Raw genomic sequence first — 26,558 nt, forward strand, 5'->3', positions numbered from 1 at the left:
ATCGCCGAGCAGTTGCACACGCAGCGCCGAAGCGACCGTCTCCAGCCGATCGGCAACCTGCCGCCCCTTGCGGGTCAGTTTTCACGACTTTGACACGGCGGGTCCGTCGGTGCATCGTGTCGGTCCAGCAGCCCTGCAGCCTCGCCCTGGTCCAGCAGACGGACAATCGCGGCCGGGTTGACACCCACCTCATCCGCCAACATTTTCTGGTGCACGTCTGAGCGGCGGTGGGTCAGTACAATCACCACGGCCAGGGACATCGTCAGGCTTTCGTCCGTCATGACCGTTGCAGCGGCCTGCGTCCAGGCGCGCTTTGCGGGCTGGATCGCCGCGGTGAAGGAATGCAATGTGCGTTCGATGGCAGCCATGGATGAGTCGCCCAACGGCTCCGGTTGATACGTTAAAGAGTATGCATCGATCCTACCGCCGCTTCAGTGACTTATCAACGATTGAATTTTGTATTATTTCGCCATCAATCCCTGCACTCTCCCAGCCCCCGCCGAGCGCGAGAAATATCCTGACCCTGTCGCTGGCAAGCGTGGCGTCGGAGGCTGCCACCGCGCCCTGCGCAATGGCAAGCGCGCGCTCCATATCGAGCCGCTCCAGACTGGACACCGTACCGCCGGCCGCCAGCCGTTGCTGCAGCCGCGCGGCGGCCAGGCTGGCATCACGTGCCTGGCGCAAATGGTCGTTCTCCTCGATATGACGCACATATAGCGTCAGCGCGCTTTCTGTTTCGCGAAGCGCATTGAGCACGGCCCCGTCGAACTGCGCAAGCGCGGCGCGCGCGGCGGCGCCGGCTTCATCGATGCGGGCCCTCGCCACTTTCTGGTTCGGGAATGTCCAGGAGATCACCGGACCCAGGCCGTATTGGAACGCGGAGCCGCTGAAACGGCTCGCCGCCCGTGCGGAACGTCGTGCCAATACTTGCCGCCAGCGTGATGGTGGGATATAGACCGGCCGTCTCGACGCCAATCCGTGCGGTCGCAGCTGCAAGCTCCCGCTCCCGCGCGACGGAGATCCGGCCGCCGCCGGAGCATGCCCGCGGAATTGCCAACCGGCATCGGCTGCGTGAGGGCGGGAATCGTCTCGCATTGGGCCAGAACCTGTGGGTAGTCGGAAGGCGCATGCCCTGTGAGGACCGCAAGGCTGTAGAGCGCCGTCCGGCGAGCGCCCTCGAGTGGCGGGACCACTGCTTCAAGCTGTGCGAACAGCGCCTGGGAACGCGAGGCGTCACGGCTTGAGTAGACGCCTGCTGACACTCCCCTGGCAGTCAGCGTCAAGCTTTGCCGCTGCAATGCCACCGACTCTCGCGCCACCTTCAGGCGCGCGCCGGCTGAACAGGCGTCGGTGTACGCAGCGACCACACCGGCTGCAACGGTTACCTGCGCAAGTTCGTATGCGGCCTGGCGCGCGCGCGCGCTTGCTTGGGCAGACTCCAGCGTGCGACGGATTCGGCCCGCCACATCCACTTCGTACGCAATGCCCACCCCGGCGCTGACCACGCCATGCGTTCCCGCGGGGGCGGCTGATACCCAATGTCGACGCCTGGCCGACTGATACGCCCGCTTCGACATCTGGTTGAACGCCGTAGGCGGCATGCACTTCGTCCACTTCCGCTCGCGCGCGCTCCAGGTTCGCCAGCGCAATTCGCAGGTCCGTATTGACATGCAGTGCTTCCTCACCAATGCATCTAGCCGCGCGTCGTCATACAGGCGCCACCAATGGGGCGGCAATGGATCGGCGGAAAGCGCAGCGGAACCAGCGGCCTCGAACGTATCCGTGTGCACCGCTGGTCCTGCCGGCGGCATGTAGTCGGGGCCGACCGCCGTGCAGGCGGACAATGCTGCTGCGAGCACCGCCACGTATGTGGCCCTCATTGCGTGGCGCCTTCTGCTCACGAATCGTGGAAGCGCCCTCCTCGATCGACACCGTCACCGTACGTCCGGCGACCAGCGTGACACGGGCGGCACGTCGTCCAGGGCAATCCTCACCGGCACGCGCTGCCGCCAGTCGAATCCAGCTGAATGTCGGATTCACATTGGCCAGAAGCGTGCCGGGCGCAGTGGTTCGCTCCCGATCTTCAATACCGGCCGATACACCTTCCACATGGCCGCGCAGTGGACGGTCTTCGCCCATGATCCGCACCTGCGCCCTCATGCCGGCATGCATGCGCGCAAGCTTGGTCTCTTCGAAATAGCCGGAGACATAAAAGCTGTCGCGATCGAGCAACGCCATCACCGGCTGCCCAGCTGTCGCATAGGCGCCGGGCCGCAGCGAGAAGTTGGTCACAATGCCGTTGACCGGCGCCACCACCTTCGCGCGCTCCAGGTTGATGCGCGCACGTTCCCGGCTGGCCAGCGCCTGGGCATGCCGGGCCCGCGCTTCCTCGACGGCGGAATGACGGATGTCCACCTCCTGTGGCGCCACTACGTCGGCCAGCGTATGGTATCGCTTGTCCTCGCGTTGCGCGGAGGCGAGCTGTGCCTGAGCAGTCGCCACGGCCGCATCGGCTTCCGCCAGGTCGTTGGCCAGGCGCGCGGTGTCAATCACGAAACAGCGTCTGGCCACGCTTGACGACCTCGTTGTCATGGACTAGGACGGATTCCACCCGCCCCGACACGTCGGCAGCGAGCGGGATGGTATCTGCACGCAACCGGCCATCGCGTGTCTGGGGTGCGAAGGTGTGGTATGCGTAGAGTTGCCACAGCGTCCAGCTCGCCAGCAGGGCGAGCAACACGGTCACGCCGATCTTGAGCGGCGGATACGGAAATGCCTTTGAGCTCATTGGGAAGTCCGATTAGATCAGAGCCCGAAGCAGCGCAAACTCCACGCCGACCAGGATGATGAGCAGCGCCATGTCGAAGAGCGGGCGGTTCCACACCAGCTGATAGAACCCTGTCCGCTCCAGTACCTTTGAGATGACGATCCGGGCCAGCAGCCCTGAAAAGAGACAGAGCACCAACGGGGAGAAGAAGACCCCGGCAATATCGAAGCCGCCCATCATCGTTGCAGCTCCAGTACCGTCGACGCCGCCGGCAACGCAAGACGCAGCCACGTCAGGCTGCGCAGAGCCTCACGGCATTCTGGCCTTGACGCGTCGCCGGCCCTGCGTAGTGCGTGATTCATCAAGGGCAGGAGTTCGTCCACGCGCCCCTTTCCATCGAGGGTGGCGGGAATCGCGGAGATCAGCGATTCCACGGCCTGGCGAAAGTCGCCCGTCAGCGACGTGGCCGCATGGCGCAGCGAAGCGATCGCCACGCCTGCGCGCAGCACCGCGAGCTGCGTCGCCGCCTCGTCTGCGGCGCGCGCAGGTGCTTGCCGGCTGACGATAGCGGCAATGCGGTCAAGGGTACGGTTGGCGTAGGCGTCCGGATTGCCCGCGCCGTTCTGCCGCGCAAGGCGCAGCAAGTCGGCGCGGCCCGCTTGTGCCAAGCGCTGCAAAGCATGGGCAGATCCCATGTGCCGCACCATGCCGATGCACGCCTGGGCCACCAGAATGCCCAGTAGCGAACTGAGGCAACTGTCGAGGAACACCCCCAACTCGGCAGGCGTGTACACCGCCTGCAGGTTCGTATTGCTCAGCCCTACACCGAGCAGGAGGATAGCCATGGGATTGGACGCTGCCCATGCACCGATCGGCAGCAGGAATAGCGCCATGGCCACGACCAGGTCCGGGAAATCCGCTGCCAGTGGCAACAGCCCGTAGCTGACAATCGCCGCGAGCACCAGTGCCGCTGCACTGAAGCGCGCGAAGGTCGTGATGGCCTTGCCGGCCTCGTCCAGATTGCCGAAAAACGCGACCGCCACCATCCCCATCAGGACTGCGTTCGCACCATATGACCATCCCGTGGCCCACCACAGGCCACAAAGGGCCGTATAGGCCAGCAGGATTCCGCCGGATACGCGCGCCACCAGGCCCATATCCGGGGGCAGCGGGAACGCCCTCGCCTGCCGGACACGCTGCACCAGCGCCGAGGGCATCGGCTCCCCCGTTGTCAGGCAAGCGTGAATTTGCCGCACCTCCGACCACAGCGCTGCGATGTCGGCGGCCAGGTCCTGACGGCTTTGCCGGAGCAGCCCGGCTACATGATTGTCGGGATCTCCCGAACTCGCACGACAAGATGCCTCCAGGCCCGACATCATCGGTACCAGCCGCAGCAGGCCGGCCTGGATCGCGAATACGCACTGGCGCTTCCAGGCGCTGACCTGCGGATCGTAAGCAAGCTGGCTGGCCAATGCCGACATCGCCGTGATGTCCATGATGACGCGGCTTCGGTCAGCCAAGGTCTGCGCGTCATCGCCATGTCCCGACATCGCGTGGTCCATCCAGGCGCCCACGTGGTCCAGCCATGACTGCAGCCGCGCGTACAACGCCGGCGCCAGGGAGCGCGGTGCGACGACACTGTCGACGAATGCGCAGCATGCAATTCCCACGCCGATTTCGCTGACACGCGCGAGAGCCGTATCAAACATGTTCGCAGGAGCGTCCACGCCGGCAACAACCACCAGGATGACCGTCATGCCGAAGAGTTGCAATCCGTACGCCCTGGGCGTGCGGTCAAGAAACGCCGCGGCGAATGCCAGCGTCGATACCATGCCGGCCAGCAAGATCATCAAAAGCGGCACGTTGGCGCACACGCTTGCCAGCAGCAACGACGTGATACCAGCGCCAAGCGTCCCGCAGAACCGGTAGATCGCCTTGCTGTGGGTCGCGCCGGTCATCGGGTTCATCACCACGCAGCAGGTCACGACCGACCAATAGCTTTGCGGCAGACCGGCGCGCACGGAGACCGCGTAGGCGACCACGCCAGCCAGGAACAATTTGGTGGCGAACACCCACCGGTCCGGATCGAATACTCTCATTGCAAACTGCTGCCTGCGGCAATGGACGCCTACCGCGAATCACGAAGGCAAATCGGCCCAACGCCGACGAATCGAAAGACTATTGGCATATCGATGCTTTGTCAATGATTGATTTATTACTTTATTTGGCGATCGCTGTAGCATGGCAACGTCGCGCCAGCTTGTCATGCAACGCACCAGCCTCTTGCCGATCTCGGCCGCGATGACCGTGGCAGCGCCCAGTCATTCCAATGTACGGAACAGCGCCGTGCCAGTACTGGGTTACAAGGCGCCTCCGACGTAGCATCGTAGTGAGGGCGGCAGTACGGTGCTGGAAACCTGTAATAGCGGATGACCAGCCCCGCCACCCTCGCCAGTCCGAGGCGAGCGGCAGCGATGTCGCTGGCAACCACCACCGATTCAACCAGCGACGCGCTCGCCGAAAAGTTCCGATGCATGAAGTCCCGTCCCACCGCCTCAACGTCGCCGAAAAGGACACCTGCGGATTGCAGCCGCCGGCACCCCGGCACCACCTGCACACCCGAACCGTCGTTACGCGAGGATTTAGGCGCGAAGATGGACTATGGGACATCGAAGGTGAAATGAAGGACGCCAAGACCGACGCATGGCCCAGTTGGGAAAATGGCGAGCAGCCCTCCGACGTGCCAGTGCACCACATGCAGGTTCGTGTCACGCTGGACAGTGCCTATACCGTCCTGGCTTTGGCTGTAGTACTCCCTGCCACGCCATTCCCCGAATGCAATGAAGGGGGCCCGTCATTGCAAGGACTAGTCGGCGCCAGTATGTCGAGAGGCTGGCGCAAGGCGATCGAGACCACGCTGGGCGGCGTCCGTGGCTGTACACACCTTCGCGAACTGCTGATGAGCCTCGGTACAGTGGCATACCAGACCATCGGAGGAGAAAACCGCCGCGCGGAATGGGAAGCCTTGCCGGAACCCTGCGTCCATCCCCCGCTGGCAACAACGCCCAAGCCACACTGGGACAAGTGCATCGGATGGCGGCTCGATGGCGAAGTCATCAGGCGCTGGGCCCCGGACTTCCACCAATCCTACGACAAGGCTTCGAAGTAAAGTCGGGAGCCACGGCAACGGTCGCGCTTAATCTGCCCAGGACCAAGATGGTGATGCACGATGTCAGCCCGGCCCGCCTGCACGAGCTTATCGAGGCACTCCGATGATCGGCCTACCTGCTGGTACGCGTGTGTGGCTCGCAGCCAGTGCCACTGATTTGCGCTGCGGTTTCAACGGTCTGGCAGCTCGTGCCAAGGCGACACTATCGGAGGATCCCTTCAGCGGCCACGTCAATCTGCCGCAGCTGCTCGCACTGATCTGGCTAGGCGACCCAGCCGACCGCCAAACGCATCGTCATCGAAAGGCCGTGGTGCAACAGGCCAAGGCCTTACGCCCTCAGGAGAGCAAGGTTCGTGCCGCATTCTTTATGTGCGCCCAGATCGATGGCTTCCTTCCCATCCGTGAAGTGTAGTGGGATAGCGATCAGACTACCGTGTCCAGCAGTGCAAGCAGGCCGGTCATTCAGTTCTGCTTTAACACCCACAGCCGCAGAAGATCGATATTCGCGCGGTCATACATTTGGCGCTTGAAGAGCTTGAGCCGGTTGATGGCCCTCTGTCTGGCCATTGCTCCATGGCAGCCTAAAGGCCGCCCGCACAGCCGGTAGTCGGCGTGCAAGCTTTGCGCGAATCGACGCGCCGCGCCGGGCGCAGGCGCTGATCATGGGGCTCACCCAGTCGGCGGATCAGGAGTGGCCAAGCGAAAGAGCAGAGGTACTGGTGGCGATCGCGGCGCCCAAATCAGCCCCTCAGGCCCCGCGATTGGTTTGCTAATGCGTTCATGAAGCTAGCGAAGCGCTGAAGGAGCGAACCCGTCGAACGGGTTGGACTAGACGGGTAACTCAAGCGCCTTCGGTGAAGGCGTCATACTTCTCGGTGACGCTGCGAGCGCCATCGGTATAGACGTCGCGTTTCACGATGACACTGCGTGCACCTTCCGTGTAGACATCGCGCGGCTCGGTGACGCTGCGGGTGCCATCCAGGTACGGATCGAACTTGCGGCCGATGCTGCCGTCCGGGCGAGCCAGATCCGAAACCGGTTGTGCAGCCTGGACGGCTGTAGCGCCGACCGACAGGCCAATTGCGCAAAGCAGAGAGAGGGCGAGCGTTTTCATGGTTAGGATGTCCAACTTGTTAAAGGAGGTCGCGGGTGGCTCCGCGATGGCTGTAATGTAGGCTTCATCCCGCACAGGAAAAAGATTGAATCCTCGAAAGACTTTCCAGTATTTTGGACAATAGAGATTTATGCCTCGGTGCAGCGCTTTGGCTTGACCCCTATATGGGAAGTCGTGCCTCCGTGCAGAGTTGCATGGTCCTCCTTCTTTCCACAAGGCAAGGCATCGCTTGTCCAGATACCCGTGCGCACGATGCCGTTTCCTTCAGCCCGGTGCGTGTTTGGATGGCTTGTCGGATGGAGGAACCTCTCAGCCGAGGGGCCCACGAGCGCTAACCACGAGAGGTTCGTGCAGGAGCTGTGCAAGGTTGAACCCGTGGTGCGAGAGGTGCACAGTCTCGCGCGGGAATTTCCGGGACTCATGCACCGGCGAAGTCTATGACATTTCGGCGTGCCAATTTTTGCCGGCGGCTCTGCCGGTGTCTTGATTCCATCCCCGTGAAAGCGGTACTTCACAAAACGCCAATTGGCATGTCGGCGCCAGGGCTTTACGCTTTGGACCGATTACCACCATCGATCATCTCTGATCTGGCATACGAGGCGCCGCAAAGGAGACAGAGATGCCGGATGTCGCGCAATCCTCGCAAGGTAGTCCTTCGGGCAGGGGACATCGGCCCGGGTGTGGGCGTGGCGATCCGAGCGGCGCGATGATCGTTCCGCAGTGCATTGGCTCCTGAATTCCTGAAACACCGCGTGGCCGTGCGGCCAGCGTACTTTGGATAGCTACCGTGAAACAAGATTTTGATACCCGTGCGTTGCGCAGTGCATTGGGCAGCTTTGTCACCGGCGTAACTGTCGTGACGACCATTGACGAGACCGGGTCCAGGTACGGCGTTACCGTCAATTCCTTCAGTTCCGTCTCGCTGGATCCGCCGTTGATCCTCTGGAGCCAAGCGCTTACGTCGCAGAGCCATCCTGCGTTTCGTGACACCGATCATTTTGCGGTCAACATCCTGGCCGATGACCAACACGCCATCTCGGACCACTTTGCGCGCTCGGGCGGCGATAAGTTCAGCGACTTGCGTTATGTTAGCGGCGTCCGCGGAGCGCCTCTGCTTCCTGATGCCGCTGCATGGTTGGAATGCCGGAAGGTGGCGACCCATCCCGCCGGAGACCACGTCATCTACATCGGCAGGATCGAGCGCTTCGCCAATGCGTTCCGCCGGCCACTCGCCTTCGGCGCCGGTGAGTACCTGGTGACGATGCCACATGAACCGAACGGCTTCGCCTCGCCGCTGTTGACGTGTCCTGAATCCAGGCCCGGGAACGAACCACTGTACGGAAGCTTCCATCGGCGGAATTGACGCTCGGACCGCGGACAGCGCATGCACGGTTGCGCGCAAAGCCAAACGCCGCATCCGCAACGGCGGCTACCGTGCGGCATGGGCGGCATGGCTGGCGACATCCGGTAGCATCAAGGTCGCATCCGTCATCAACACCCGCGCGTCGGTGCAACGTCAGATTCACCTGATCTGCGACCGCTGGTATGCGATCGGGAAAGGCGATATCGCACCGGCGCATCCCGCCCTGTGCCCAGGGCGCCGGCCGGATCACCCATTTACCAGGTGCACATTAGAGGGGGCACAGGCCCCGTGAATACAGAACCAAGTCCCGCATCGGAAGAGACTACTACGCTCATGCGCAGCGGCACCCAGAGCATCCAACGTGCCGTCCTGATCCTGCGGGAGCTTGCCTCAAGGGATATGGCTGGCTGGGCCCTGCATGATCTAGCGGCTCGCTGCGGACTCGACCGGGCCACTGTTCATCGGATATTTAAGTGTTTGATAGGCGACGGCCTTGTGCAGTAACGTGCGTGCGACAAACGCCACCTGCTCGGTCCGTTAAACTTCGAACTCGGTATCAGCGTACCGAGTCGTGCCGGGGTAGTGGACGCGACTCGATCAACCGTCAACCGCCTCGCCCGGAAGTTTCCGAGAATGACGGTGCTGTCGGTGCTGCGAAGCGGCGACGACTGCGTCTGCATCGCACACGCTGGGCCGGCAGCAAGCGAGGCAGCGGCGGTTCGGATTGGGCAGCGAGTGCCTTTGCTTTTTAGGTCAAGCGGCGTAGCATTCATCGCTGCACTGCCGCCGCACGAGGCCCAAGACGTCTGCAGGCGCAACCGGGCGCGACTTGTCCACTTGGGCGGCGAGCACTTATCCCACGCGGAAGAACTGGTCAGGGCGGGACAACGCCAGGGCCATATCATCAGCATCGGCGCGTTGTGGCAGGGTGAATTCCATCGCAGTGCCATTCGGGCCGTCCGGTGCACCCGTTGGATCACTTGTCCTCGCGACGTCGAACGATGACTCTCCGTCCGCATCTCTGGCCGGGACGCTGCCGGAGTTGCAAGCCGCGGCCACTGCCCTAGCTGGCGTGACCACGGTGCCCTGAAGCACGTCACGTGGTGCTCAGGTCGGTTCTGCCTGTACCTGTGTACGTCAATACTTGCCGGAGAGCAGTCTTCAAGCCGCTGCGACATCGACTGAACTCGCGTGCCGCCTCATCGAGCGTCGTCGGAGCTGGCTCCAGCGATCATGTCGCGGATGCTGCTTAAGAACCCATTTCAGAATGAGGAAGGGGCGTCCCCATTCTCATTCTGAAATGGCCGGCCGTTTTTCGCCCAATCGCTTAAATTAATGACTTGCACCGAGAATACCCGCATGTTGCGATCAGCGTCATTGACGGGAACATTGGAGACTTGCTAAGAGAATTTCCTGGAGGGATCCCCTTGACATGTTAGTCACTTCTGACGATCCACGGTTGGCCCGGCCAGAGCTTTGTGCTGCGTCCATTATTCCCGCCATAAATTCAGTAATCGTGGCCAGAGTTGACCATCCGATTTTGTCGCGTTACACCGTGTCAGCGGAGGATTCGGTGCGGCAGAACTCGTGCTTTCCGGGGTACATAATGTGTTGTACTCATCTCTCACGGAGTTTGGATTGACATTACCTTCTCAGGCTATTCATTTGAGTAACAGTGCTGATATGCCCTCCCTGATGCAGTCGGGCAGTACCTTACGATGTGTCCGGAACACGTCGCGGCGCAGTGGGAAACAGCTAAAACCGAATCGGTTGTTCGATTCGATATGAAGGCGTGTTTTGACGCCGTTGTGGTAGTTTGGAATGACGTAATTACCCTCCGCCCGACACTTCGATCATTCACGGAATTTCTGTTCCAACGTTCTGGAATGGATCAATAAAGAAAAATACGCGGTGAATCCGAAGACCACGGAGATTTTTGATGTCAGTTCTCTTGCCTTCGCTTATGCTGAGGGAAGGTAATCGGCGTCCAACTACCGAGACGAGAAAATTGTTCTTCATGCAGGACGCACCGTGCAGCGGCAGGAGTTGAAATGAAGAGAAATTCCCGCGGAACCAATGGAGACTGCTCTGATTTTGGCACTCCCTTGGACCGAGCGAAGGCAGCGCCAAGCGGCAAAACAGAAAGCGATAAGACTCACCCGGCAATGCGCCGCCTTCGAATGGCTACGCTGGAGCGGCTGAGCCTCCGTACGAGGCAGGCCCTGTCGCAGATTGCCACTACCCGTTCGTGGCAGAACGGCGATGTGCTATTTCGGGCCGGCGAGGTCGCTGGATCTGCCGTTGTTTGCGATGAAGGCCGGCTAAGGATCTGGCGCACGTGTGAGAAGGGCACCGAGCATCTCAGTCGCGGAGTTGCGCCTGGCGAACTTCTTGGGATCGCGTCTGTTATCGGAGTGCAGCCTTTCCATTTCAGCGTAACCGCTGCCGGACCTTGCCGTACCACACATTTTGGAGCATCTGACCTCCGTCAATTGATGCGAGGCGACGGTCAGGTCGCCCTTGAGTTCGCCGAACTTCTCGCCAGGCGCATCGTGGAATTATCCGACGTGATGGTCGAGGAATATGGCGAACGGCTTGACCAACGGCTCTACGCCACGTTAGTCCGCTTGAGCAAGGTCTGGGAAGGAGTCGCGCGAAGCGACGGCCAGGAAATCCGCATCTCGCAGTCAGATCTTGCGAGCATGGTGGGCAGCTCTCGTCAGTATGTGAACCCGACTCTCAAGCGTCTCGCGGCACAGGGCCTTATACGGCTGGGTTATCGCTCCATCGTGCTGCTTGAAGGGCACGAGCAACGCGCCGGGCAGCTTCCTGATCCTATCGGTTTCCCTAAAAAGGTCAGATAGCTGACACTCTATCGCGAAAGAAGGCCTTCTAATCCATGCACCGCAACCACGATGCAGCCAGGAGGACCCTGTGAAATCGACGATATGTCTGAATACCCATTCGCTTACGCCCAGCATTGGGGAGGAAGTGACCGACATCGACCTGTCGAAACCCATTTCTCGCGACGCAAGCGATTGCCTGCGAGCGTTGCTTGGATCTCGCGGAATGATTTTTTTTCGTAACCAAGACCTCACTCCCGAACAACAGATTTCCTTCGCTTCCAATTTCGGCGAAATTTTGGTCAATCCATACTTCGCTAGCGTCCCTGGTCATCCAGCGGTGGCTCAGGTGCTCAAGGAGCCAGACCAGAAACAGAATATTGGCGAGAGGTGGCATACCGACAACAGCTATGACGTTGCGCCAGCGCTCGGCAGCGTGCTGTATGCGAAAGAAGTGCCGCCGACGGGAGGAGATACCTTGTTTGCAAATATGTATGCTGCGTATGACAGTCTGTCGGAGGGATTGAAACGCACGCTAGTCAACCTCCGGGCAGTTCATTCGACCAGACATATTTTCAGCAAGGACGGCTATCACGGTAGCCGGGACACCGATGGGCGCATTCGCACGACTGAGACAAATCATAGGGAGGCGGATCATCCCGTTGTGATTACCCACCCCATCTCCGGCAACAAGGCGCTGTTCGTCAATCCCGGCCTCACTACGCACATTGCCGGGTGGACGGTTGAGGAGTCACACAGTCTGCTTCGGGTGTTGTACGAGCATGCACAACGGCCCGAGTTTCAGTGTCGCCTCCGCTGGCAGGCCGGCACGATCGCCCTTTGGGACAATCGGTGTACTTGGCACAAGGCTCTGAACGACTATAGCGGCTACCGTCGCCTTATGCACCGGGTGCAAATTCAAGGTGTGCAACTTCACTAAAGCGCTTAGGCGATTCAATACCCCGATCGTGCTTACAGTAGTAAGCGCGCGGAAGCGGTCACGGATTTCATCGCCGTGGCTGCTACTAGCCCGCTGAGATGAATGGGAGTTGAATATGGACAGCATCAGATTCCAAAAGCGAGTATTTGCGCGGCTACATGTTGCAGTCTTCGGCCGGTGTCTTGCGACAGTAATGACTTGCCTGTTTGCCACAACTGCAGCCACGGCGGCCGAACCTTGGCCGGGAAGGCCCATCAAGATTATTGTTCCTGTCACGGCAGGAGGCGTCGTCGATCTTGCTGCTAGAGTTCTTGCACCCAAGCTGTCTCAGGAGCTTGGTCAGTCGGTCGTGGTCGAGAACCGGCCCGGCGCTGAAATGATTATTGGCACTGGAGCCGTGGCACATAGTGCTCCAGATGGCTATACATGGCTGCTGGCGACTTCCTCTAGCCTAACGAACGTCCCGTTGCTCAAACGTGTGAACTACGACGGGCCTAATGCATTCGAGGTCGTCTCCCGAATTGGCTATGTCTCCCAAGCCGTCTTGGTCCCACGTTCGCTTGGCGTGAATACCCTTGCCGAACTGGTCGCTCTGGCGAAATCGAACCCTAGGATGCTTAACTATGCGCACGTCGGAAGCGGTTCTATCGGGCAGCTCAATACATTCCTTTTCGCGCGCGAGGCTGGCATCGACATCCAGCCGGTGTCTTACAAGGGTGGGTCAGCTATTCTCGCCGATCTCTTGTCGAATCGTGTGAACCTTGCCGTGCTTCCTAGCGCCACGGCTGCTCCCCTCATCAAAGAGGGAAAACTCGTGGCCCTCGGCGTAGTGGGCACCGGACGTTCCACGGTGCTCCCGCACACTCCCACGCTCCAGGAGATGCACTATTTCTCGGTGAATCTTGTCGGATGGCTAGGCATCATGGTGCCTAAAGGCACGCCTGCACCTATCATTCGTCGCGCGAATGCGGCCGTGACGTCCGCTCAGAACGATCCTTTAGTTAGGAACAGACTCAGAATGATGGATATCTCCGTTGAGACGACCAGCTCCCCTGATATCGTTTCCGCGCAGGTTCGCAAAGAGGTGGAGTCAATGACGAAGCTCTTCAAAGCGGCAAACATCCAGCCGGAGAGATGATCCATATTCGGGGGGCGACGATCCGGGGACCGTAGAACGAAGGAAAGTCGTCAACGATTCCGAAGCGATGTCGCCATTCCGCGGGGCAACGGCGTGCGTCTCTTCAGTGTATGAACGCCAACTGCTACGTTTGCCGAGAACATCTACACCTTGGCCAGTCGGTATCAACGTCGTACGCGATCGCAGGCTCGGGCTTTGCACGCGCTGGGCCACGTCCTCGGTGGTGAGGCGGCGGCCCGGCTTGCCAACGCCCTGGGCTTGGACACCAGTGCCGAGACCTTGCTGCGGGAATTGCGCAGAGTACCTGAGCGCAAGCGCAAACCACGACCGCGGGTCGTCGGCATCGATGATTGGGCGATCGCGCGCGGTCACCAGTACGGAACGATCAAAAACTGTGTCTACCTTGCGAATCCTTCGATCTTTGAGGTCGAGGAAGCGGTGACGGCGAGTGCAAGATCGCCGAAGCATGCAGACTTCTTCAGCCTGCATAGCCACCACTATTTTTTGCAACTCGTGCAGTACGTCTTTCCCTTCAGCTAGTGAAAGGCCGATTTTCGGCGGGTCGAGTTCGCAATAAGGACGGTCAATATCGCAGATCTCAAATGTGGCCGACTCGCCGTAATCCGTGGTGACCTCAACGCGAACGGTGATTTTCATCGTGATCTCCAGCGGATGTGATCTGCCGGAATCCTAGGCGCCCTGCCTTCGAATCCCCAAGGTTTTTAACGCTCCCAATTGGTAGTTGCATACGACATGACCCTCCCCTTCCCCGAGGGTCAGGCCACGACGGCAAGGCGACAGTCGGGGCTCGGTCAACGTCTTGGCCGCACTTGTCGGCCAACCTGGCTTCAATGATCAAGCGCATGATCTGTTTACACCCTTGCGATACGGATCAGCGTAGTCCACCGGAGGCCAGTGCCAAGCGCATTCCGAATAGGCCGTCCTTTGAGGCTCCCTTGATTTGCACGCTCTGCTTCACGCCTTGGCAAAGAGCGTCTCGGGCTTTTTAACGGCTTCCCTCAACAGCTGGCCCTGGAGCCTTTGTCGCGGCTGCGACACCACCGTGCCCCAGCGATTGCACGCACTCGTCCACGCTGAGTTCGTGCAGCGCTTCGCGCGGCAGTGCTTCGTCCGCTGATCGCGACAGCACTTCCAGCGCGGGGGGCTTCAATCGCACCAGCAGCAGGCGTCGGCCACTGGCCGTGGCACCGGCGGCGAACGCGTGCAGCGCCTCGATTGTCGAACCGTCGAGGTCCGGAGACTCCTCGAGACTGAAGATCAACGTATGCACGGCGCCCGGCCCTGCATCGGCCAGGTGCCGCACCTGCGCAAGGATGCGCTCGACATTGGCAAAGAAAATCGGTGCTTCGGGACGGACGATCAACACGCCCGGAAGCGTCCTGGCTTCGGGGTGCGCTGTGATATCCACGTAGTCGTGGCTGCTGCCAAGGCGTCCCAGCTGGCTGACGTTCGGCTCCGAGAAATTGCGCAGCGTGATCAGCAGACTCACGCCGATTCCCGCCAGCAGACCGTCCAGGACGCCGAGCAGCAGCACGGCCACGCACGCCGCCACAACCAGTAACCGGTCCCGCCTCCACGCCCAATAGGGGCGGAACACGCTCAGGCGCAGTGTATGGCTGACCGCGTAGGCCACAATCGCGGCGAGCACCGGCTCCGGTGTCAAGGCTAGTTGCGGCAACAACAGCGCGACGATCACCGCGACGACTACCGCCGCGCACCAGCCGGCCAGGCGCGACCTTGCGCCGGCCGCTTCGTTGGCGGAAGTCGCCGAGTAGCCCGCGCCCACGGGCATGCCGTGCAGCAAACCTGAACCGAGATTGGCCACGCCCAGCGCAACGAGATCCCGATCTGCCGAGGTCTTGTCACCATACTTGAGCGCGAAACTGCGGATCGAACCATATGACTCCGCATACAAAATCAGGACCAGCGCAAACGCCAACTCGCCAAGCCGCAGCCACTGCGCGCGAGGCAGGTCAGGAATATCGAACGAGACGTTGGCCAGATCGATCGTGCCGACCTGGCTGATGCCGTAGTGGTGCATATCCACCCCGTGGGCGAGCATAATGCCGAGCACGATAACAACCAGCGGGCCGGGCACGTTCTTCCAGCGCGACATCGCGAACAGCAACAGCAGCACGACCAGCGCAGCGATCAGCCCATTCATGTTCCAGACCGCTAACTCCTGGATCAGCTCGTACGTGAATCGCGGCAGATCGCCATGGGCCGGATGCACGCCCGCCACGCTCGCCACCTGCTTCAGGATGATGGTGATGGCCAGCCCAAACGTGAAACCGCGCAGCACCGGCTTGGCAATGAATTCGGTAATGCCACCGAGCCGGGCAACGCCAGCCAGTACAAGAAAGAAGCCGCTCAGGATCACCAGTCCGCCTGCCAGCAGCAGCCGTTGTGCCAGATCGACACCTGCCATCGACACCGTTATGGCGGCCAGCACGGCGGCCGAAGACGATGTTGCCGACACCACAGCGAAGCGGCTGGTCCCCAGCAAGCCGTAGACCACCAGACCGATCAGCAAGCCGATCAGACCCGCCTGTGGCGGAAGGTTGGCGATGCCGGCATATGCCACGGCCTCAGGCAGTAAGAGGCCGGCAATCGAACAGCCGGCGATCACGTCGCGCATCGGACTACCGCCGCGTGCGCTGTCTGTCGGGTGCATCGAATCGGTTGTGGTCACGAGTTGCCCTATTGTTCTTGTCCTGCAGATGCGCAACAGATCGATGGTAGCCTCATGTGCCCAGGGCGCGTCGGAACCCTGCACGCATAGAACGGTTACCTTCCTCCCTTGTAAGGCGGCGAAACAATAAGCTATGCGGGCTCAAGTCGCGCGCTCAGCCGGCTCAAGCTCCCCCAAGCGCCAAATGTTGGCCTGCGCAAATATCGAGCTTCTGCGGCTGCGGGTTTGAAGCCAACTAAACCGGCCTGCTTTGTTCTACAGGCCCCGCCAGGCCGGTCGCGATCGCAGGCACGTGAGTTCGTGTGGCCACGGCGAGGCTGGCGGGCTCGCCCACGTTAATCAGAAAGAGGAACGGTTGGTAGTGGGGCGGCAAAAACGACGACAAGGTCCTCCACGTGAGTTTGCCGTCGTCACACAAATTGCGACGATTACTGATTTATATAGTTTCGTTCTCAGCCCCTGATGGACCACACTTACTACTTTTCACGACGGTCGTCTCGCTAAGGAAGCCAGCCAAGGGCGCTCCGCGGTTCACTGTCCACCTGCATGCCAATCTTCGACGTTCAGCTGCGCTACGCGCGCGAATTCGCGTACGTTGTGGGTCACCAGAATCAGGTTACGCGCCCTCGCCTGGCCAGCAATCAGCACGTCGTAGGGGCCGATCGGGGTGCCGGCCGCCGCCAGTTGCGCGCGAATCTCGCCGGCGTGTTGGGCGTCCTCGGCATCGAACGGCACGACTTCGAACTGTAGCGCTTCAATGCGGGCCAGGTTCGCGACGGCACGCTGGCTCTTGTAGGCGCCATAGTACAGTTCATGCGCCACGATCGAGGGCAGACCGAAATCGGTTGGCAAGTGCGCGCGCAGGCGCTCCAGCATGATGCGCTCCCCCTTGAGCATCGCGATGACCGCGTTGGCATCGAGCAGGTACTTCATTCGAACACATCCAGGCCGGGGCGCTCCTGAGCCTCAGGCTGGGCGACCGCGGCCGACTCGAAATCGGCATCGACCGGCCCCACCAGCGGCGCCAGCCAGGCCCAGTCCTGCGGCACGGGCTCGAGAATCACCGCGGCGCCGTGACGACGGATGCGCACCTCGGCAGTGTCAAAGCGATAGTCCTTGGGCAGCCGCACCGCCTGTGAGCCTCCATGTCGGAAAACCTTGGCGAACTCCATCTTCCCTCCGCGCGCGTATCTACAAAATATAGATATATTATAGGGCGACGGTCTGGAATTCAACGGCGGCGCGCCGCGTCCGCGTCATGCTCGAATCAGGCACCGCCGCAGCGTAGCGGCGGCGATGCCGGTCACGGCGCTCGCGGTCCTGCAACTGCGGCCGGCTGCGCGACTCCCAGTCCAGATCGCGTTGCCGTTTCCCACCTCCGCGCGCTGTGGTATCCGAGCCGATCGCGACGCGGATGCGGCGGACGACCAGTGCTTGGTGGCCGCCGTCCGCCGCCGGCAGGGATTCTGGCAGGAGGCGCGGGACCTGACCGACGCGGCCCGCGGCTACCTGCACACGCACGTGTTGCCGGAGGGTGCCGGGCGCCGCTCTGGCTCTTTCCGGCCCGCGCAATCCAATATAGACAGAGCCCCGCGTCGCTCTGAAGCGGGTGTCGGGCGACCCGCAAGGGGGACAACTGCGACCCGTGAGGGGTGACAACTTTAGTTGAAAAGACGGCGACAACTGAGTTGTGTGAGCGGCCATTGTGGCCAAAGTGGCCTGGACGTTACCTTAAAAACCTTACCTGATAATCGACATTATCAAGGTAGTCACGGGCCAGACGCGGGCCCACTGCCCTCCCGCCTTGTGTGTTGCGCAACTGCGGGGGCCCCACGGTGATGCTCGCGCAGACATGGACGCATTACCCATGGCCGAAAACACCGGCTTACCCTATGCGAGCACCATAAAGGCCCAAGATGAAGACGGTCAAAAGCGGATGCGTTCCCGGTATTAGCGTCTTCCACGCCACCGCCGCAACGCCCTTGCGAGGCTTGAGGGAACCATCTCCTCCGAAGGCGACAGGCCAAGTACGGCGCGGGATTCCGGGGAGTTTCCGCCTCGCGCCCGCTGCATGAGTCTGCGCTCCTCCCAGCATAGGAGCGGAACGCCCTGGAATCCTGCCCGCCACCACCTCTTTGCATACCAATATTTTTTTCTTGTATATCTTTGCACAACAACGAGATGCTTGTTTGCGTCCAACCGTATGCGACCGAACAACCCCGCCCTGAACCCACCCCGCCCCGCCGGGCGCCACAGCGGGGCCGAGGACATCCGCGCCAAGAGCGTCTCGTGACCTTTGATGAAGGTGCCAAGACTTATAGCATCGCCCTGGGCGTGGTTGAATTAGGCAAGGGATCGCTCGAAAAGGCCTCTTATGTCCGCATGATGCGCCCGCACCTGCAGGAGCTGGCAGCACGCCATGACATCACCACAACCCTCTGGCGAGAAGCCCGCGGAGATCGTGTCGTGCTGGTGGACTTGGCCGAAAGCACCTCCACCATGCGCCTCTGCGGATCAACCTTTTTCGTTCGTAGCGAAGGACCGCCCGCGCCCCGTGAATGAGCAAAGTCCGCAAGTATGTGTCGCCGCGCCGGCTAATGCCGTGCAGACGAGGCTTACCGCCCGATGAGTGCTGGCGTGGCACCAGGCCCAGCCACGCCGCCAGATGTCGGCCATTCCTGAATTGCTTCGCGTCGCCGACAGCGGCAACCATGGCAGTGGCAGTAATCGGACCAATGCCAGGCACTTCCGCGATCTTCTTGCACAGCACGGATCGCTTCATGAACGACTGGATCGACGCTTCGATCAGATGGACGCGTTCCTCACTCGCCTGCAGGTGCTGCAACATTGGGGTGATCGTCCCTTTTGTGTTGCTTGATACGGTCAGGGCCCAAACCTTGCGAGTCAATGACTTGCAATGACGGCGACGTCTCTGTTGGAGAAAAGGTGGGAATCCTTGTTGAAAGCGGCTTTCCGAGCGGTCACCGTTACATTCTGCACGATTGGAACCATTACCCCGAGTTCGTCGGGTACGGCGGGCCAATCTGTCGACATGAGTGCCAACACCACACCGGCTGATGGCCCCGTGTCGAAAACGTTCGATGGCGCCAGCCTTGCGGAGACCGGCCATGGCAGCGCGGGCCCAAACTGGGCAGACATGAACTGCCCCAGCTCGCGCGCCTTGATCGGCCCGATCCCCAGCATGTCCCGCCACCAGGTCCGGCGCTCCGCCATGCGGGCGCGAAACGCATGGAGGGTTGGCACCCCGGCGGCCTGCAGGGCGCTGCGCGAGCGCATCGGTGAACCATGCCTCCACCCCGTCGCTCAGGGCGACGGGCGCCGCGACCCCCTACCTCCAGCACGTGAATGGCGGCGAGCTGCCATCCCATGAGTGCCATCCGCCTGAGCTGTCGCGTCGAGGCCGAGCCGTAGAACTCCTAGTAGGCCGCAGCTGCTCGGCTTAGGCAAAGCCGTCGAGCGCCTCGCGTTCGACGAACACCTCCAGCGACGGTAGGTCACAAAGAATGGGCGCGAGGTCGAGACGCAGCAGGTGCGCCTCGCCGCCCTGGGCTGCGGCGGCGGCCAGTTCCGCACGGCTCCAGTGGGTCATGCGGTGCACGCGCGTGCCGTCGTCGAAGTTCTTGCATTCGGATTTGCCGGAACCCGCTTTCTCCCGGGAAGCACGCCGCGCACATCCTTGTGCCGCTCAAGGCTTCCTTTCACGAGACGATCGTTCTGTCGGGCCGCCCCGAAAAATCGGACCGCAGCGCCCCTAGAATCCAGGCTTTCTGGCAACGGACAGGGCTCGCACGCAATGCTATCGCTGCAATATTCACCACTGGAAGCGTTGCGGCGCCGTATCGAGAACAGGATCTGGTCGGTGACGCGCACGTCCACGGGCTATCCCATCGATCTTTCGACACCTCGCGGCGACCCGGGGCTGTTTGGGCCTGCGTCCGTGTCATGGAAGGTGCATGACGATTTTCCGGCGATGATGGTTGGCGGCATCCGCGCGTTGATCCTGCAGGCGCTCCATCCGCTGGCGCTTGCCGGCGTGCTGGAGCACTCGATATTCCGGCAGGACATGCGCGGGCGGCTGGCGCGCACGGCGCAGTTTGTCGCCGGCACAACCTATGGCAGCACCCGCGATGCCATGGGACTGATCGGCCACGTCAACCGGATTCATCAGGGCATCAGCGGCGTCAGTGCCGACGGCCGGCCTTATGCCGCCACCAATCCCGAGCTACTGAAGTGGGTGCACGTGGCCGAAGTCTCGAGCTTTCTCGGCGCCTACCTGCGCTACGTGAACCCGCGGCTGACGCCGGCGGACCAGGATCGCTATCTGGCAGAAACCGCCACGGTGGCGCGGCAGCTCGGCGCGGCCGACGTGCCGGAGAGCCTGGACGCACTGCGGGCGTACATGCATGCCCAGCGCGGTGTGCTGATAGCCAGTGCCCGCATGCACGACGCGATCTCGCAGCTCGCCATGCAAGCCGATGCCAGCCCGTCCGAGCGGCTCACCATGCGCATCGTCCTCGGCGCGGCGATTCGCCTGCTGCCATCCTGGGCCAGCAGCATTCTGGGCCCGCCGCTGACGCGGCTCGTGCGCGGGTTCCCCGAGCCGGCCATGCACGCAGGCTGCGTGCTGCTCCGGTGGGCCATCCGCAACAGCGCCGCCGCGCGCGCTCAGGCTCGTGTGGCGCCATGCGCGGAAGCTGTGTCCCTTTGACTCACTTCACTCACTTCAAGGCATTCACACTTTCCACCAACGGGAGACATCGATGAATCTACGCCAACCTCTGCGCGCCGGCCAGCGCCGCGCACGCCGCCTGCTGCCTTCGCTGACCGCACTGGCTGCCGCCGGCGCAGTGCTCGCTGCGGCGGCATGCGCCACCACGCCGGCGACGCCGGCCGATACCGTCTACGTAAACGGCAAGATCGTCACTGTCGACAAGCGCTTCTCGATCGCGGAGGCGGTGGCCGTCAAGGACGGCAAGTTCATCGACGTCGGCTCGTCGGAAGCGATGCGCCATCACGTGTCGCCCGCCACGCGCGTAGTCGATCTTCATGGCCGTACCGTGATTCCCGGCCTGATGGACAGCCATAGCCACATGATCGGCGCAGGCACCACCGAGACGACCGCGCAGGTGATCCAGGCGAAGACGGTCGCCGATGCGCAACGCATCATCCGCGATTTCATCCGCCGCAAGAACGTCGCGCCTGGCGAATGGGTGCTGTCCGGGCGCTGGCACCCGCCCTCGCAGCTCGCCGAGCATCGCTACCTGACGCGGAAGGAACTGGACGCAGCGTCGCCCGCCAATCCGCTGTTCGTCCAGACGGTCGGCCATTTCGCGATGGCCAATACCCGCGCGCTCGAGCTTGCGGGCATTACGCGGACGACAAAGGACCCGGTCGGCGGCAAGATATACCGTGACGCCAATGGCGATGCCACTGGCCTGCTCGAGGAGACGGCGATCGACCTGGTCGAGCGCAGGATTCCCAAACCTACGCGCGAACAGCTGATCGCGCAGATCATCGCCGCACAGCACGTCTACAACGAATCCGGCATTACCAGCACCATCGACGCGGCCCTGACCGAAGCCGAGATCGACGCCTACTTTGCTGTCGCCGAGCGCCACCAGTCCACCGTCCGCGCCGGCGTGATGTGGAAGCCAGTCGCCCTGACGGCGGTCGACTTCGAAAAGGCGCTCAAGGCCGCGAAGTTCCGGGACGATACCGGCAACGACTGGGTACGCACGGCGGGCATCAAGATCGTGTCGGATGGGGGCATGACGCTGAAATCGGCGTACATCCGGAATGCCTATGCGGACGACCCGCACAATCACGGCACGCTGGCGCTCGACCCCGACGCTTACCGGCAGAGCGTGATCCTGGCCAACCGCTACGGCTGGCGCGTTGGCACGCACGCGGTCGGCGATGCCGCTGTCGATCTTGTGCTCGATGCCTATGCCGGTGCGGACAAGGACAAGCCGATTCGGGACCACCGCTTCATCGTGATCCACGGCAGCCTGATGACGCAGGAACAGATGCAGCGTGCGAAAGCGCTCGGCGTGCGAGTGGACGCTCAAAACGTCTTCATGTGGGACAAGGCGGCGACAGTGGAGAAGTACATGGGCACCGAGCTGGCTAGCCGTGCCGTGCCGACGCGCTGGCTGGTCGACACTCTGGGCATCGCGGGCACCGCCGCCGGGACCGACAACCAGGTGAACACGCTCAACCCGTTTATCGGGCTCTACATCATGGTCACGCGCAAGGATCCGCGTGGCAAGGTGTATGGCGCGGAGCAGGCCCTGACACGCGAAGAAGCGCTGCGCCTCTATACGAATGCAGGCCCGTACTATACATTCGAAGAGAACCGCAAGGGCTCGATCGAGCCGGGCAAGTTTGCCGACATGGTCGTATTGTCAGCTGACTACACCACGGTGCCCGAAGTGCAGATCAAGGGCATCAAGCCCGTCCAGACCATCGTCAACGACAAGGTCGTCTACCAGGTGCCGGACTGAACGCCGGGCACGAAAGGCTGGGGCCGCAGTGCATGCAGCCCCGTTGGAATGCCCCTGGTACGTCAGGCGTTCACGAACAGCCGCATCGCCGGCATGACCTGCGATGCCTGCTCCGGACGGTCCAGCGCTGTCTCAAGGTTCATGCGCGCCACGTTGACGTGTTCGGTGGCCAGCGCCTGGGCGCGGGTGCCCTCGCCGCGCTGCATGGCATCGAACAGGCTGTGGTGCTGGTGGTGCGCATAGACCAGCCACTGCTGCCCCTCATCGACCGCGGACTGCATCGGCAGCATCGCGCTGGCGGCGGCAAACGGCAGGCGGTTGTTAAGCTCGATCGCGCGTGCCAGCGCACTGTTGCCGCTGCCCTCGACGATCAGCGCGTGGAAGCGGTCGTTCATGTTGCTGTACGCCACGTAGTCGTCGTAGTCGAGCTCGGCCTTGATCAGTACGCGATCTCCCTCGCGCAGGCAATCCTGCAGGTCCAGCGAGAGCTGGCGCGACAGCCCGTGTTCGGCCACGAGCCGGGCGGCCATGCCTTCAAGGTGCCCTCGCACAGCGATCGCGTCCTGGATTTCGCGCGGTGTGAAGCGCCGCATCATGTAGCCGCTACTTGGCGACGGCTCGATCAGCCCTTCCTGTTCCAGCGAGGCGAGCGCGAGCCTGACCGGCGTGCGCGAGACACCGAGCTTCTCGGCCAGCGGAATCTCCGCCAACCGCGCCCCCGGCTCGAATTCGCCTTTCAGGATCAGGTCACGCAACTGCACCAAAACCCGTGTCTGGTGGGATTCCATTACACCCTCGTCAAATGAATTTCAAGCTACTTGCATACCAAACGGTACGCATTGCATGCAATGGAGGGTATGGTACACCAGCGCGTCCGGTTCAGGCAGGCATCAGCGTCTTCAGGGCGACCGCTTCGTCCCGCAGCGCGGCCGGATCGGGCTGCACCCGTGCCGCGATCAGGCGCCGAGCCGCCATATGATCCACCGGCCGGTTGACCGAATCGGCGCCGATCAGCGTGCCGGCGCGCAGGTAGAGCGCGGTGAACCTGCCGCTTTCCACGTTGCCGCGCACCACGGCATGATCGTGGCCGTTCGAGGTGCCTACCATCTGGAGCTTGTAGCCGTATTGATCCGACCAGAACCATGGCACGGCGTCGTACGGAACGGTCTGGCCTGATACGGTGGCGCCGGCAACCCTGGCCAGGTCGTTGGCGCTCTGGATTGACTCCACGCGGACGCAGCGGCCCGCGTCCGCGCCCCCACCCTCGCCCAAGCCATTGAGCCAGGGATTCGGATAGGACGCGCAATCGCCGGCCGCGACGATGTCCGGATCGCTGGTGCGCGCGTACCGGTCGACCACGATGCCGTTGTCGATTGCGAGCCCGCACGCCTGGGCAAGCTCCACGTTCGGGACGACGCCGAGTCCAGCCACGACCATGTCGGCAGCGATCACTTCGCCCGATTCAAGCTCGACGGCCTCGACCGTACCCTGCCCGAGCAGGCGCCCGACACGCGAAGACAGGCGTAACCGCACACCCTGCTGCGCGTGGGCCTGCATCAGGAAGGTGGAGATCAGCGGCGGCACGGCGCGCTGGAGCAGCCGTTCCTGCATTTCGACGACGGTCACCTCGCACCCGAGCGAGCGCAGCGCGGCCGCGGCTTCCAGGCCGATGAACCCGCCGCCGATGACGGCCACGCGCCTGGCACGGCCGGCCGCGTCGCGGATGGCACACGCATCGGCAAGCCCGCGCAGATAGTGCACGTTGCCAAGCCCGGCGCCCTCGCACGCCAGGGTGCGACAGCGTGCGCCCGTGGTCAGCGCCAGGTGGCCGTAGCCGATGTCGCTGCCATCTGACAATTCGACCCTGCACGCCTCGCGGTCGATGCGGTGCGCGGCGACGCCGGTGCGCAGCACGATCCGCTCCTCGGCGAAGCGCTCGGGCGACTGCAGCGGCAGGCTCGACGCATCGACTTCGTTGCGCAGGAACCCCTTCGACAGCGGCGGGCGCTGGTACGGCAGGTGCGGCTCGTCGCCGATCATGGTGATGCCGCCCGCGAAGCCATTTGCGCGCGCCGCCAGCGCAAGCTGGGTTCCTGCGTACGACGCGCCGATGATGACGAGATCAGACATGGCTCACCCCTGTGTCACGGGCACACGCACCACGAGGCCGTCGAGCGCATCGCTGATGACGATCTGACAGCTGAGCCGGCTTGCATGCGTGCGGTCTGCCGCGACGCCTTCGAGCAGTTCGTCTTCCATATCGTCGGGCGGCGCGAGCTTGCCGAGCCAAGCCGTGTCGACATAGACATGGCACGTCGCGCACGAGCAGCAGCCGCCGCACTCGGCGTCGATACCGCGCACATTGTTGGCGATGGCCACCTCCATCAGCGTCTTACCATTGGCCGCCGCCACCGTCTTCTCGTTGCCGTCCTTCAGGACGTAGGTAATTGTTGGCATGACATCCTCACTGCGTATGCATTAGAACGTGTCAAAGTACTCGCGCTGCTCCCAGTCGCTGACTTCGAGGTTGAAGCGCGCGATCTCGGCCTGCTTGATGTGGCAGAAGTAATCGACGAAGCCATTGCCCATGCCCTCGCGCAGCACCTCGTCCTGGCGCAGGCAATCGAGCGCCTCGTCGAGCGTCTTCGGCAGGCAGGGCGCCGGCGTCTCGTAAGGCGAGTCGGCGGACGGCCCCGGGTCCAGCTGTCGCTGGATGCCATCGAGCCCGGAAATGGCCTGCGATGCGAGATAGAGGTACGGATTCGCCGCCGGCTCGCCTACGCGGTTCTCGATGCGCGTGGCAGGGTCGCCCGCGCCGCCCAGCACGCGCAACATCGCGCCCCGGTTGTCGCGCGCCCAGATGGCGCGGTCCGGCGCCAGCGAATAGGCGCGGTAGCGCTTGTAGCCGTTGATCGTCGGCGTGGAAAACGCGGTCGCGCCGCACGCGTGCGCCAGCAGGCCGCCGAGATAGTGCCGCCCCACTGCCGACAGGTCCTCGGCGGCGCCTGACGGCATCATCGCGTTGCTACCGTCGTGGACGCGCTGGAGCGACTGGTGGAGGTGCCATCCGCTGGACACCACGTTGCGGATCTTCGGCCGGCACATGAACGTGGCGTGATAGCCGTGGCGCTTGCAGATCTGCTTGACGGCGCTGCGGAACAGCACCATCGCATCGGCCGTTTCGCACGGCGAGGCCGGCGCAAACGTGAACTCGAACTGGCTTGGGCCGAATTCGATCTCCAGCGAGCGTACCGGCAGGCCGAGCTGCTGCACGTTCTTGCGGATCAGCTCGATGACGGTCTCGGTAGCGTCATAGCGGAGCTCGGTCAGGAACTGGTAACCGTGCGACAGCAGGCCCACGTCCGGCGGCTCACCGGGCTGGCCGGCATCGTCGGGCGTCATGTGTTCGCCCAGCAGCCGGAACACGTGGAATTCCACTTCGAGCCCTGTGATCAGTTGGTAGCCCTCGGCCTCCAAGCGTTGCTCAGCGTTGCGCAGCACGCGGCGCGTGGCGAACGGCACCGGCCTGCCATCCTGGAAGTACGGATCGCACAGCACCCAGCCCGTACCGGGCGACCACGGCAGTACCTTGAACGTGGTGGGGTCGGGAACCAGGGTCACGTCGGCCCCACCCTGCAGGCCGGGGATATCGAACCCGCCGCCGGAGGTGAACACCGGAAAAACGGTGCGGTGCGAGGTGTCCTTGGCGAACAACGTGGTGGTTACGTTCAGCCCGCCGCGCAGGGCCTTGACGGCCTCCTGCGCCACAAGCGCCTTGCCGCGCAGCACGCCATGCTGGTCGGGGAACGAGAAACGCACGACCTCGATGCCCTCCGCGTCGATACGCCGCGCGACCTCGTCGGCCGCCCGCGCCTGCGCTTCGGTCCAGAGGCCAAATTTGTCTACGAATGCCATATGGGTCCGGCCTTAGCGCGTCACGCAACGCGCGACGCGGTTGGCCGCCTCTTTAGTTGAATGGTTGTCCAG

General features: G+C 62.5%; 27 protein-coding genes and 5 pseudogenes. 12 read left to right on the plus strand and 20 right to left on the minus strand.

From position 1 onward, the window contains the following. Positions 1 to 74: 74 nt before the first annotated feature. From K2O51_RS31910 to K2O51_RS31930, 7 genes and pseudogenes are all read right to left on the minus strand, one after another. Entirely contained in the window at positions 75 to 368 is a 294-nt protein-coding gene (locus K2O51_RS31910; RefSeq protein ID WP_220632152.1) for a MarR family winged helix-turn-helix transcriptional regulator, read from the minus strand. A 52-nt stretch (positions 369 to 420) separates the two neighbouring features. Further along, the gene (locus tag K2O51_RS35350; RefSeq protein WP_245002018.1) at positions 421 to 996 is read right to left on the minus strand and encodes a TolC family protein; all 576 of its coding nucleotides are present in this window, start codon (positions 994 to 996) and stop codon (positions 421 to 423) included. A 191-nt stretch (positions 997 to 1,187) separates the two neighbouring features. Next, positions 1,188 to 1,811: pseudogene (locus K2O51_RS35855) on the minus strand (TolC family protein); the annotation flags it as partial. Then, positions 1,708 to 2,553: an HlyD family secretion protein gene (locus K2O51_RS35695; protein ID WP_342394116.1), complete on the minus strand. Its 846-nt coding sequence runs from the start codon at positions 2,551 to 2,553 to the stop codon at positions 1,708 to 1,710. The gene K2O51_RS35695 and the pseudogene K2O51_RS35855, both read right to left, overlap by 104 nt. After that, on the minus strand, positions 2,546 to 2,788 hold the full coding sequence (locus K2O51_RS35700; RefSeq protein ID WP_342394117.1) for an HlyD family secretion protein: 243 nt from the start codon (positions 2,786 to 2,788) through the stop codon (positions 2,546 to 2,548). Before K2O51_RS35700 ends, K2O51_RS35695 begins: the two co-directional genes overlap by 8 nt. A 12-nt stretch (positions 2,789 to 2,800) precedes the next feature. Further along, a complete protein-coding gene (locus tag K2O51_RS31925) occupies positions 2,801 to 3,007 on the minus strand; it encodes a DUF1656 domain-containing protein (RefSeq protein ID WP_220632153.1) in 207 nt (68 codons plus the stop codon). Further along, positions 3,004 to 4,866: an FUSC family protein gene (locus tag K2O51_RS31930; RefSeq protein ID WP_220632154.1), complete on the minus strand. Its 1,863-nt coding sequence runs from the start codon at positions 4,864 to 4,866 to the stop codon at positions 3,004 to 3,006. The genes K2O51_RS31925 and K2O51_RS31930 overlap by 4 nt, the downstream gene beginning before the upstream one ends. Before the next feature lie 431 nt (positions 4,867 to 5,297). On the opposite strand from K2O51_RS31930, the gene K2O51_RS31935 reads away from it, so the two are divergent. Beyond that, positions 5,298 to 5,936 (plus strand): DUF2889 domain-containing protein, encoded by a 639-nt coding sequence (locus K2O51_RS31935; RefSeq protein WP_220632155.1) that lies wholly within the window; start codon positions 5,298 to 5,300, stop codon positions 5,934 to 5,936. Positions 5,937 to 6,039: 103 nt separating this feature from the next. Then, positions 6,040 to 6,168: pseudogene (gene tnpB / locus K2O51_RS31940) on the plus strand (IS66 family insertion sequence element accessory protein TnpB); the annotation flags it as partial. Positions 6,169 to 6,398: 230 nt separating this feature from the next. Here the strand turns inward: tnpB and K2O51_RS35860 are convergent. Together K2O51_RS35860 and K2O51_RS31945 are read right to left on the minus strand one after the other, a co-directional pair. Beyond that, positions 6,399 to 6,569 (minus strand): annotated as a pseudogene (locus K2O51_RS35860) (ISL3 family transposase); the annotation flags it as partial. Positions 6,570 to 6,777: 208 nt separating this feature from the next. Beyond that, complete coding sequence (locus K2O51_RS31945) at positions 6,778 to 7,050, minus strand: hypothetical protein (protein WP_220632156.1); 273 nt, start codon at positions 7,048 to 7,050, stop codon at positions 6,778 to 6,780. A 787-nt stretch (positions 7,051 to 7,837) separates the two neighbouring features. On the opposite strand from K2O51_RS31945, the gene K2O51_RS31950 reads away from it, so the two are divergent. From K2O51_RS31950 to K2O51_RS31970, 6 genes are all read left to right on the plus strand, one after another. Then, a complete protein-coding gene (locus K2O51_RS31950) occupies positions 7,838 to 8,413 on the plus strand; it encodes a flavin reductase family protein (protein ID WP_220632157.1) in 576 nt (191 codons plus the stop codon). A gap of 399 nt (positions 8,414 to 8,812) precedes the next feature. Further along, positions 8,813 to 8,917 (plus strand): helix-turn-helix domain-containing protein, encoded by a 105-nt coding sequence (locus K2O51_RS35865; RefSeq protein ID WP_425333021.1) that lies wholly within the window; start codon positions 8,813 to 8,815, stop codon positions 8,915 to 8,917. A gap of 78 nt (positions 8,918 to 8,995) precedes the next feature. Beyond that, the gene (locus K2O51_RS35870; RefSeq protein WP_425333017.1) at positions 8,996 to 9,418 is read left to right on the plus strand and encodes an IclR family transcriptional regulator; all 423 of its coding nucleotides are present in this window, start codon (positions 8,996 to 8,998) and stop codon (positions 9,416 to 9,418) included. Positions 9,419 to 10,464: 1,046 nt separating this feature from the next. Then, positions 10,465 to 11,277, plus strand: coding sequence for a Crp/Fnr family transcriptional regulator (locus tag K2O51_RS31960; protein ID WP_220632159.1), 813 nt, complete (start codon positions 10,465 to 10,467; stop codon positions 11,275 to 11,277). Positions 11,278 to 11,404: 127 nt separating this feature from the next. Beyond that, entirely contained in the window at positions 11,405 to 12,196 is a 792-nt protein-coding gene (locus tag K2O51_RS31965) for a TauD/TfdA dioxygenase family protein (protein WP_245002019.1), read from the plus strand. 115 nt (positions 12,197 to 12,311) lie between these two features. Beyond that, positions 12,312 to 13,334 (plus strand): tripartite tricarboxylate transporter substrate binding protein, encoded by a 1,023-nt coding sequence (locus tag K2O51_RS31970; protein ID WP_220632160.1) that lies wholly within the window; start codon positions 12,312 to 12,314, stop codon positions 13,332 to 13,334. Positions 13,335 to 13,694: 360 nt separating this feature from the next. On the opposite strand, the pseudogene K2O51_RS35875 reads toward K2O51_RS31970, so the two are convergent. The 4 genes and pseudogenes from K2O51_RS35875 to K2O51_RS31990 all read right to left on the minus strand — a co-directional run. After that, a pseudogene (locus K2O51_RS35875) lies at positions 13,695 to 13,991 on the minus strand (ISKra4-like element ISBte2 family transposase); the annotation flags it as partial. Positions 13,992 to 14,340: 349 nt separating this feature from the next. After that, positions 14,341 to 16,029 carry a SulP family inorganic anion transporter gene (locus tag K2O51_RS31980; RefSeq protein WP_220632290.1) on the minus strand — a complete coding sequence of 563 codons (1,689 nt, stop codon included), beginning with the start codon at positions 16,027 to 16,029 and terminating at the stop codon, positions 14,341 to 14,343. Positions 16,030 to 16,578: 549 nt separating this feature from the next. After that, entirely contained in the window at positions 16,579 to 16,980 is a 402-nt protein-coding gene (locus K2O51_RS31985) for a type II toxin-antitoxin system VapC family toxin (protein ID WP_220632162.1), read from the minus strand. Beyond that, a complete protein-coding gene (locus tag K2O51_RS31990) occupies positions 16,977 to 17,219 on the minus strand; it encodes an antitoxin (RefSeq protein WP_220632163.1) in 243 nt (80 codons plus the stop codon). Before K2O51_RS31990 ends, K2O51_RS31985 begins: the two co-directional genes overlap by 4 nt. Positions 17,220 to 18,336: 1,117 nt before the next feature. Between K2O51_RS31990 and K2O51_RS31995 the strand changes: the two genes are divergently transcribed. Then, the gene (locus K2O51_RS31995; protein WP_245002062.1) at positions 18,337 to 18,609 is read left to right on the plus strand and encodes an IclR family transcriptional regulator; all 273 of its coding nucleotides are present in this window, start codon (positions 18,337 to 18,339) and stop codon (positions 18,607 to 18,609) included. Here the strand turns inward: K2O51_RS31995 and K2O51_RS32000 are convergent. Next, positions 18,578 to 18,805 (minus strand): annotated as a pseudogene (locus K2O51_RS32000) (transposase); the annotation flags it as partial. The gene K2O51_RS31995 and the pseudogene K2O51_RS32000 overlap by 32 nt on opposite strands. Between K2O51_RS32000 and K2O51_RS35880 the strand changes: the two are divergent. Further along, positions 18,713 to 18,925: a hypothetical protein gene (locus K2O51_RS35880; protein WP_373460978.1), complete on the plus strand. Its 213-nt coding sequence runs from the start codon at positions 18,713 to 18,715 to the stop codon at positions 18,923 to 18,925. The pseudogene K2O51_RS32000 and the gene K2O51_RS35880 sit on opposite strands and share 93 nt — an antisense overlap. 26 nt (positions 18,926 to 18,951) lie before the next feature. Here the strand turns inward: K2O51_RS35880 and K2O51_RS32005 are convergent, their stop codons facing one another. Next, on the minus strand, positions 18,952 to 19,344 hold the full coding sequence (locus K2O51_RS32005) for a phage integrase family protein (RefSeq protein WP_140953127.1): 393 nt from the start codon (positions 19,342 to 19,344) through the stop codon (positions 18,952 to 18,954). A 163-nt stretch (positions 19,345 to 19,507) separates the two neighbouring features. Next, positions 19,508 to 19,657, minus strand: coding sequence for a hypothetical protein (locus tag K2O51_RS32010; RefSeq protein WP_220632164.1), 150 nt, complete (start codon positions 19,655 to 19,657; stop codon positions 19,508 to 19,510). Between the two features lie 204 nt (positions 19,658 to 19,861). Here K2O51_RS32010 and K2O51_RS32015 point away from each other — a divergent pair, with 204 nt between their 5' ends. Together K2O51_RS32015 and K2O51_RS32020 are read left to right on the plus strand one after the other, a co-directional pair. Continuing rightward, a complete protein-coding gene (locus K2O51_RS32015; protein WP_220632165.1) occupies positions 19,862 to 20,776 on the plus strand; it encodes an oxygenase MpaB family protein in 915 nt (304 codons plus the stop codon). A gap of 52 nt (positions 20,777 to 20,828) precedes the next feature. Next, a complete protein-coding gene (locus K2O51_RS32020) occupies positions 20,829 to 22,571 on the plus strand; it encodes an amidohydrolase (protein ID WP_219916632.1) in 1,743 nt (580 codons plus the stop codon). A 62-nt stretch (positions 22,572 to 22,633) separates the two neighbouring features. On the opposite strand, the gene K2O51_RS32025 is transcribed toward K2O51_RS32020, so the two are convergent. The 4 genes from K2O51_RS32025 to K2O51_RS32040 all read right to left on the minus strand — a co-directional run bounded on the left by K2O51_RS32025 (position 22,634) and on the right by K2O51_RS32040 (position 26,486). Beyond that, on the minus strand, positions 22,634 to 23,359 hold the full coding sequence (locus tag K2O51_RS32025) for a GntR family transcriptional regulator (RefSeq protein WP_140953129.1): 726 nt from the start codon (positions 23,357 to 23,359) through the stop codon (positions 22,634 to 22,636). 91 nt (positions 23,360 to 23,450) lie between these two features. After that, on the minus strand, positions 23,451 to 24,701 hold the full coding sequence (locus K2O51_RS32030; RefSeq protein WP_220632166.1) for an NAD(P)/FAD-dependent oxidoreductase: 1,251 nt from the start codon (positions 24,699 to 24,701) through the stop codon (positions 23,451 to 23,453). Between the two features lie 3 nt (positions 24,702 to 24,704). Then, positions 24,705 to 25,028 carry a 2Fe-2S iron-sulfur cluster-binding protein gene (locus tag K2O51_RS32035; protein WP_140953131.1) on the minus strand — a complete coding sequence of 108 codons (324 nt, stop codon included), beginning with the start codon at positions 25,026 to 25,028 and terminating at the stop codon, positions 24,705 to 24,707. A 21-nt stretch (positions 25,029 to 25,049) separates the two neighbouring features. Then, positions 25,050 to 26,486 (minus strand): glutamine synthetase family protein, encoded by a 1,437-nt coding sequence (locus K2O51_RS32040; RefSeq protein WP_140953132.1) that lies wholly within the window; start codon positions 26,484 to 26,486, stop codon positions 25,050 to 25,052. Positions 26,487 to 26,558 lie beyond the last annotated feature (72 nt).

The sequence above is a fragment of the Cupriavidus pinatubonensis genome, assembly GCF_019602855.1.
GTDB lineage: Bacteria > Pseudomonadota > Gammaproteobacteria > Burkholderiales > Burkholderiaceae > Cupriavidus > Cupriavidus pinatubonensis.

Excerpts from the sequence above, each read along its gene's own strand:
- K2O51_RS31910 (WP_220632152.1), bottom strand. The coding sequence starts at position 368 with ATGGCTGCCATCGAACGCACATTGCATTCCTTCACCGCGGCGATCCAG.
- K2O51_RS35700 (WP_342394117.1), bottom strand. The coding sequence starts at position 2,788 with ATGAGCTCAAAGGCATTTCCGTATCCGCCGCTCAAGATCGGCGTGACC.
- K2O51_RS31925 (WP_220632153.1), bottom strand. The coding sequence starts at position 3,007 with ATGATGGGCGGCTTCGATATTGCCGGGGTCTTCTTCTCCCCGTTGGTG.
- K2O51_RS31930 (WP_220632154.1), bottom strand. The coding sequence starts at position 4,866 with ATGAGAGTATTCGATCCGGACCGGTGGGTGTTCGCCACCAAATTGTTC.
- K2O51_RS31935 (WP_220632155.1), top strand. The coding sequence starts at position 5,298 with ATGCATGAAGTCCCGTCCCACCGCCTCAACGTCGCCGAAAAGGACACC.
- K2O51_RS31945 (WP_220632156.1), bottom strand. The coding sequence starts at position 7,050 with ATGAAAACGCTCGCCCTCTCTCTGCTTTGCGCAATTGGCCTGTCGGTC.
- K2O51_RS35865 (WP_425333021.1), top strand. The coding sequence starts at position 8,813 with ATGGCTGGCTGGGCCCTGCATGATCTAGCGGCTCGCTGCGGACTCGAC.
- K2O51_RS31960 (WP_220632159.1), top strand. The coding sequence starts at position 10,465 with ATGAAGAGAAATTCCCGCGGAACCAATGGAGACTGCTCTGATTTTGGC.
- K2O51_RS31970 (WP_220632160.1), top strand. The coding sequence starts at position 12,312 with ATGGACAGCATCAGATTCCAAAAGCGAGTATTTGCGCGGCTACATGTT.
- K2O51_RS31980 (WP_220632290.1), bottom strand. The coding sequence starts at position 16,029 with ATGCACCCGACAGACAGCGCACGCGGCGGTAGTCCGATGCGCGACGTG.
- K2O51_RS31985 (WP_220632162.1), bottom strand. The coding sequence starts at position 16,980 with ATGAAGTACCTGCTCGATGCCAACGCGGTCATCGCGATGCTCAAGGGG.
- K2O51_RS31990 (WP_220632163.1), bottom strand. The coding sequence starts at position 17,219 with ATGGAGTTCGCCAAGGTTTTCCGACATGGAGGCTCACAGGCGGTGCGG.
- K2O51_RS35880 (WP_373460978.1), top strand. The coding sequence starts at position 18,713 with ATGTCGGCCATTCCTGAATTGCTTCGCGTCGCCGACAGCGGCAACCAT.
- K2O51_RS32005 (WP_140953127.1), bottom strand. The coding sequence starts at position 19,344 with ATGCGCTCGCGCAGCGCCCTGCAGGCCGCCGGGGTGCCAACCCTCCAT.
- K2O51_RS32010 (WP_220632164.1), bottom strand. The coding sequence starts at position 19,657 with ATGACCCACTGGAGCCGTGCGGAACTGGCCGCCGCCGCAGCCCAGGGC.
- K2O51_RS32015 (WP_220632165.1), top strand. The coding sequence starts at position 19,862 with ATGCTATCGCTGCAATATTCACCACTGGAAGCGTTGCGGCGCCGTATC.
- K2O51_RS32020 (WP_219916632.1), top strand. The coding sequence starts at position 20,829 with ATGAATCTACGCCAACCTCTGCGCGCCGGCCAGCGCCGCGCACGCCGC.
- K2O51_RS32025 (WP_140953129.1), bottom strand. The coding sequence starts at position 23,359 with ATGGAATCCCACCAGACACGGGTTTTGGTGCAGTTGCGTGACCTGATC.
- K2O51_RS32030 (WP_220632166.1), bottom strand. The coding sequence starts at position 24,701 with ATGTCTGATCTCGTCATCATCGGCGCGTCGTACGCAGGAACCCAGCTT.
- K2O51_RS32035 (WP_140953131.1), bottom strand. The coding sequence starts at position 25,028 with ATGCCAACAATTACCTACGTCCTGAAGGACGGCAACGAGAAGACGGTG.
- K2O51_RS32040 (WP_140953132.1), bottom strand. The coding sequence starts at position 26,486 with ATGGCATTCGTAGACAAATTTGGCCTCTGGACCGAAGCGCAGGCGCGG.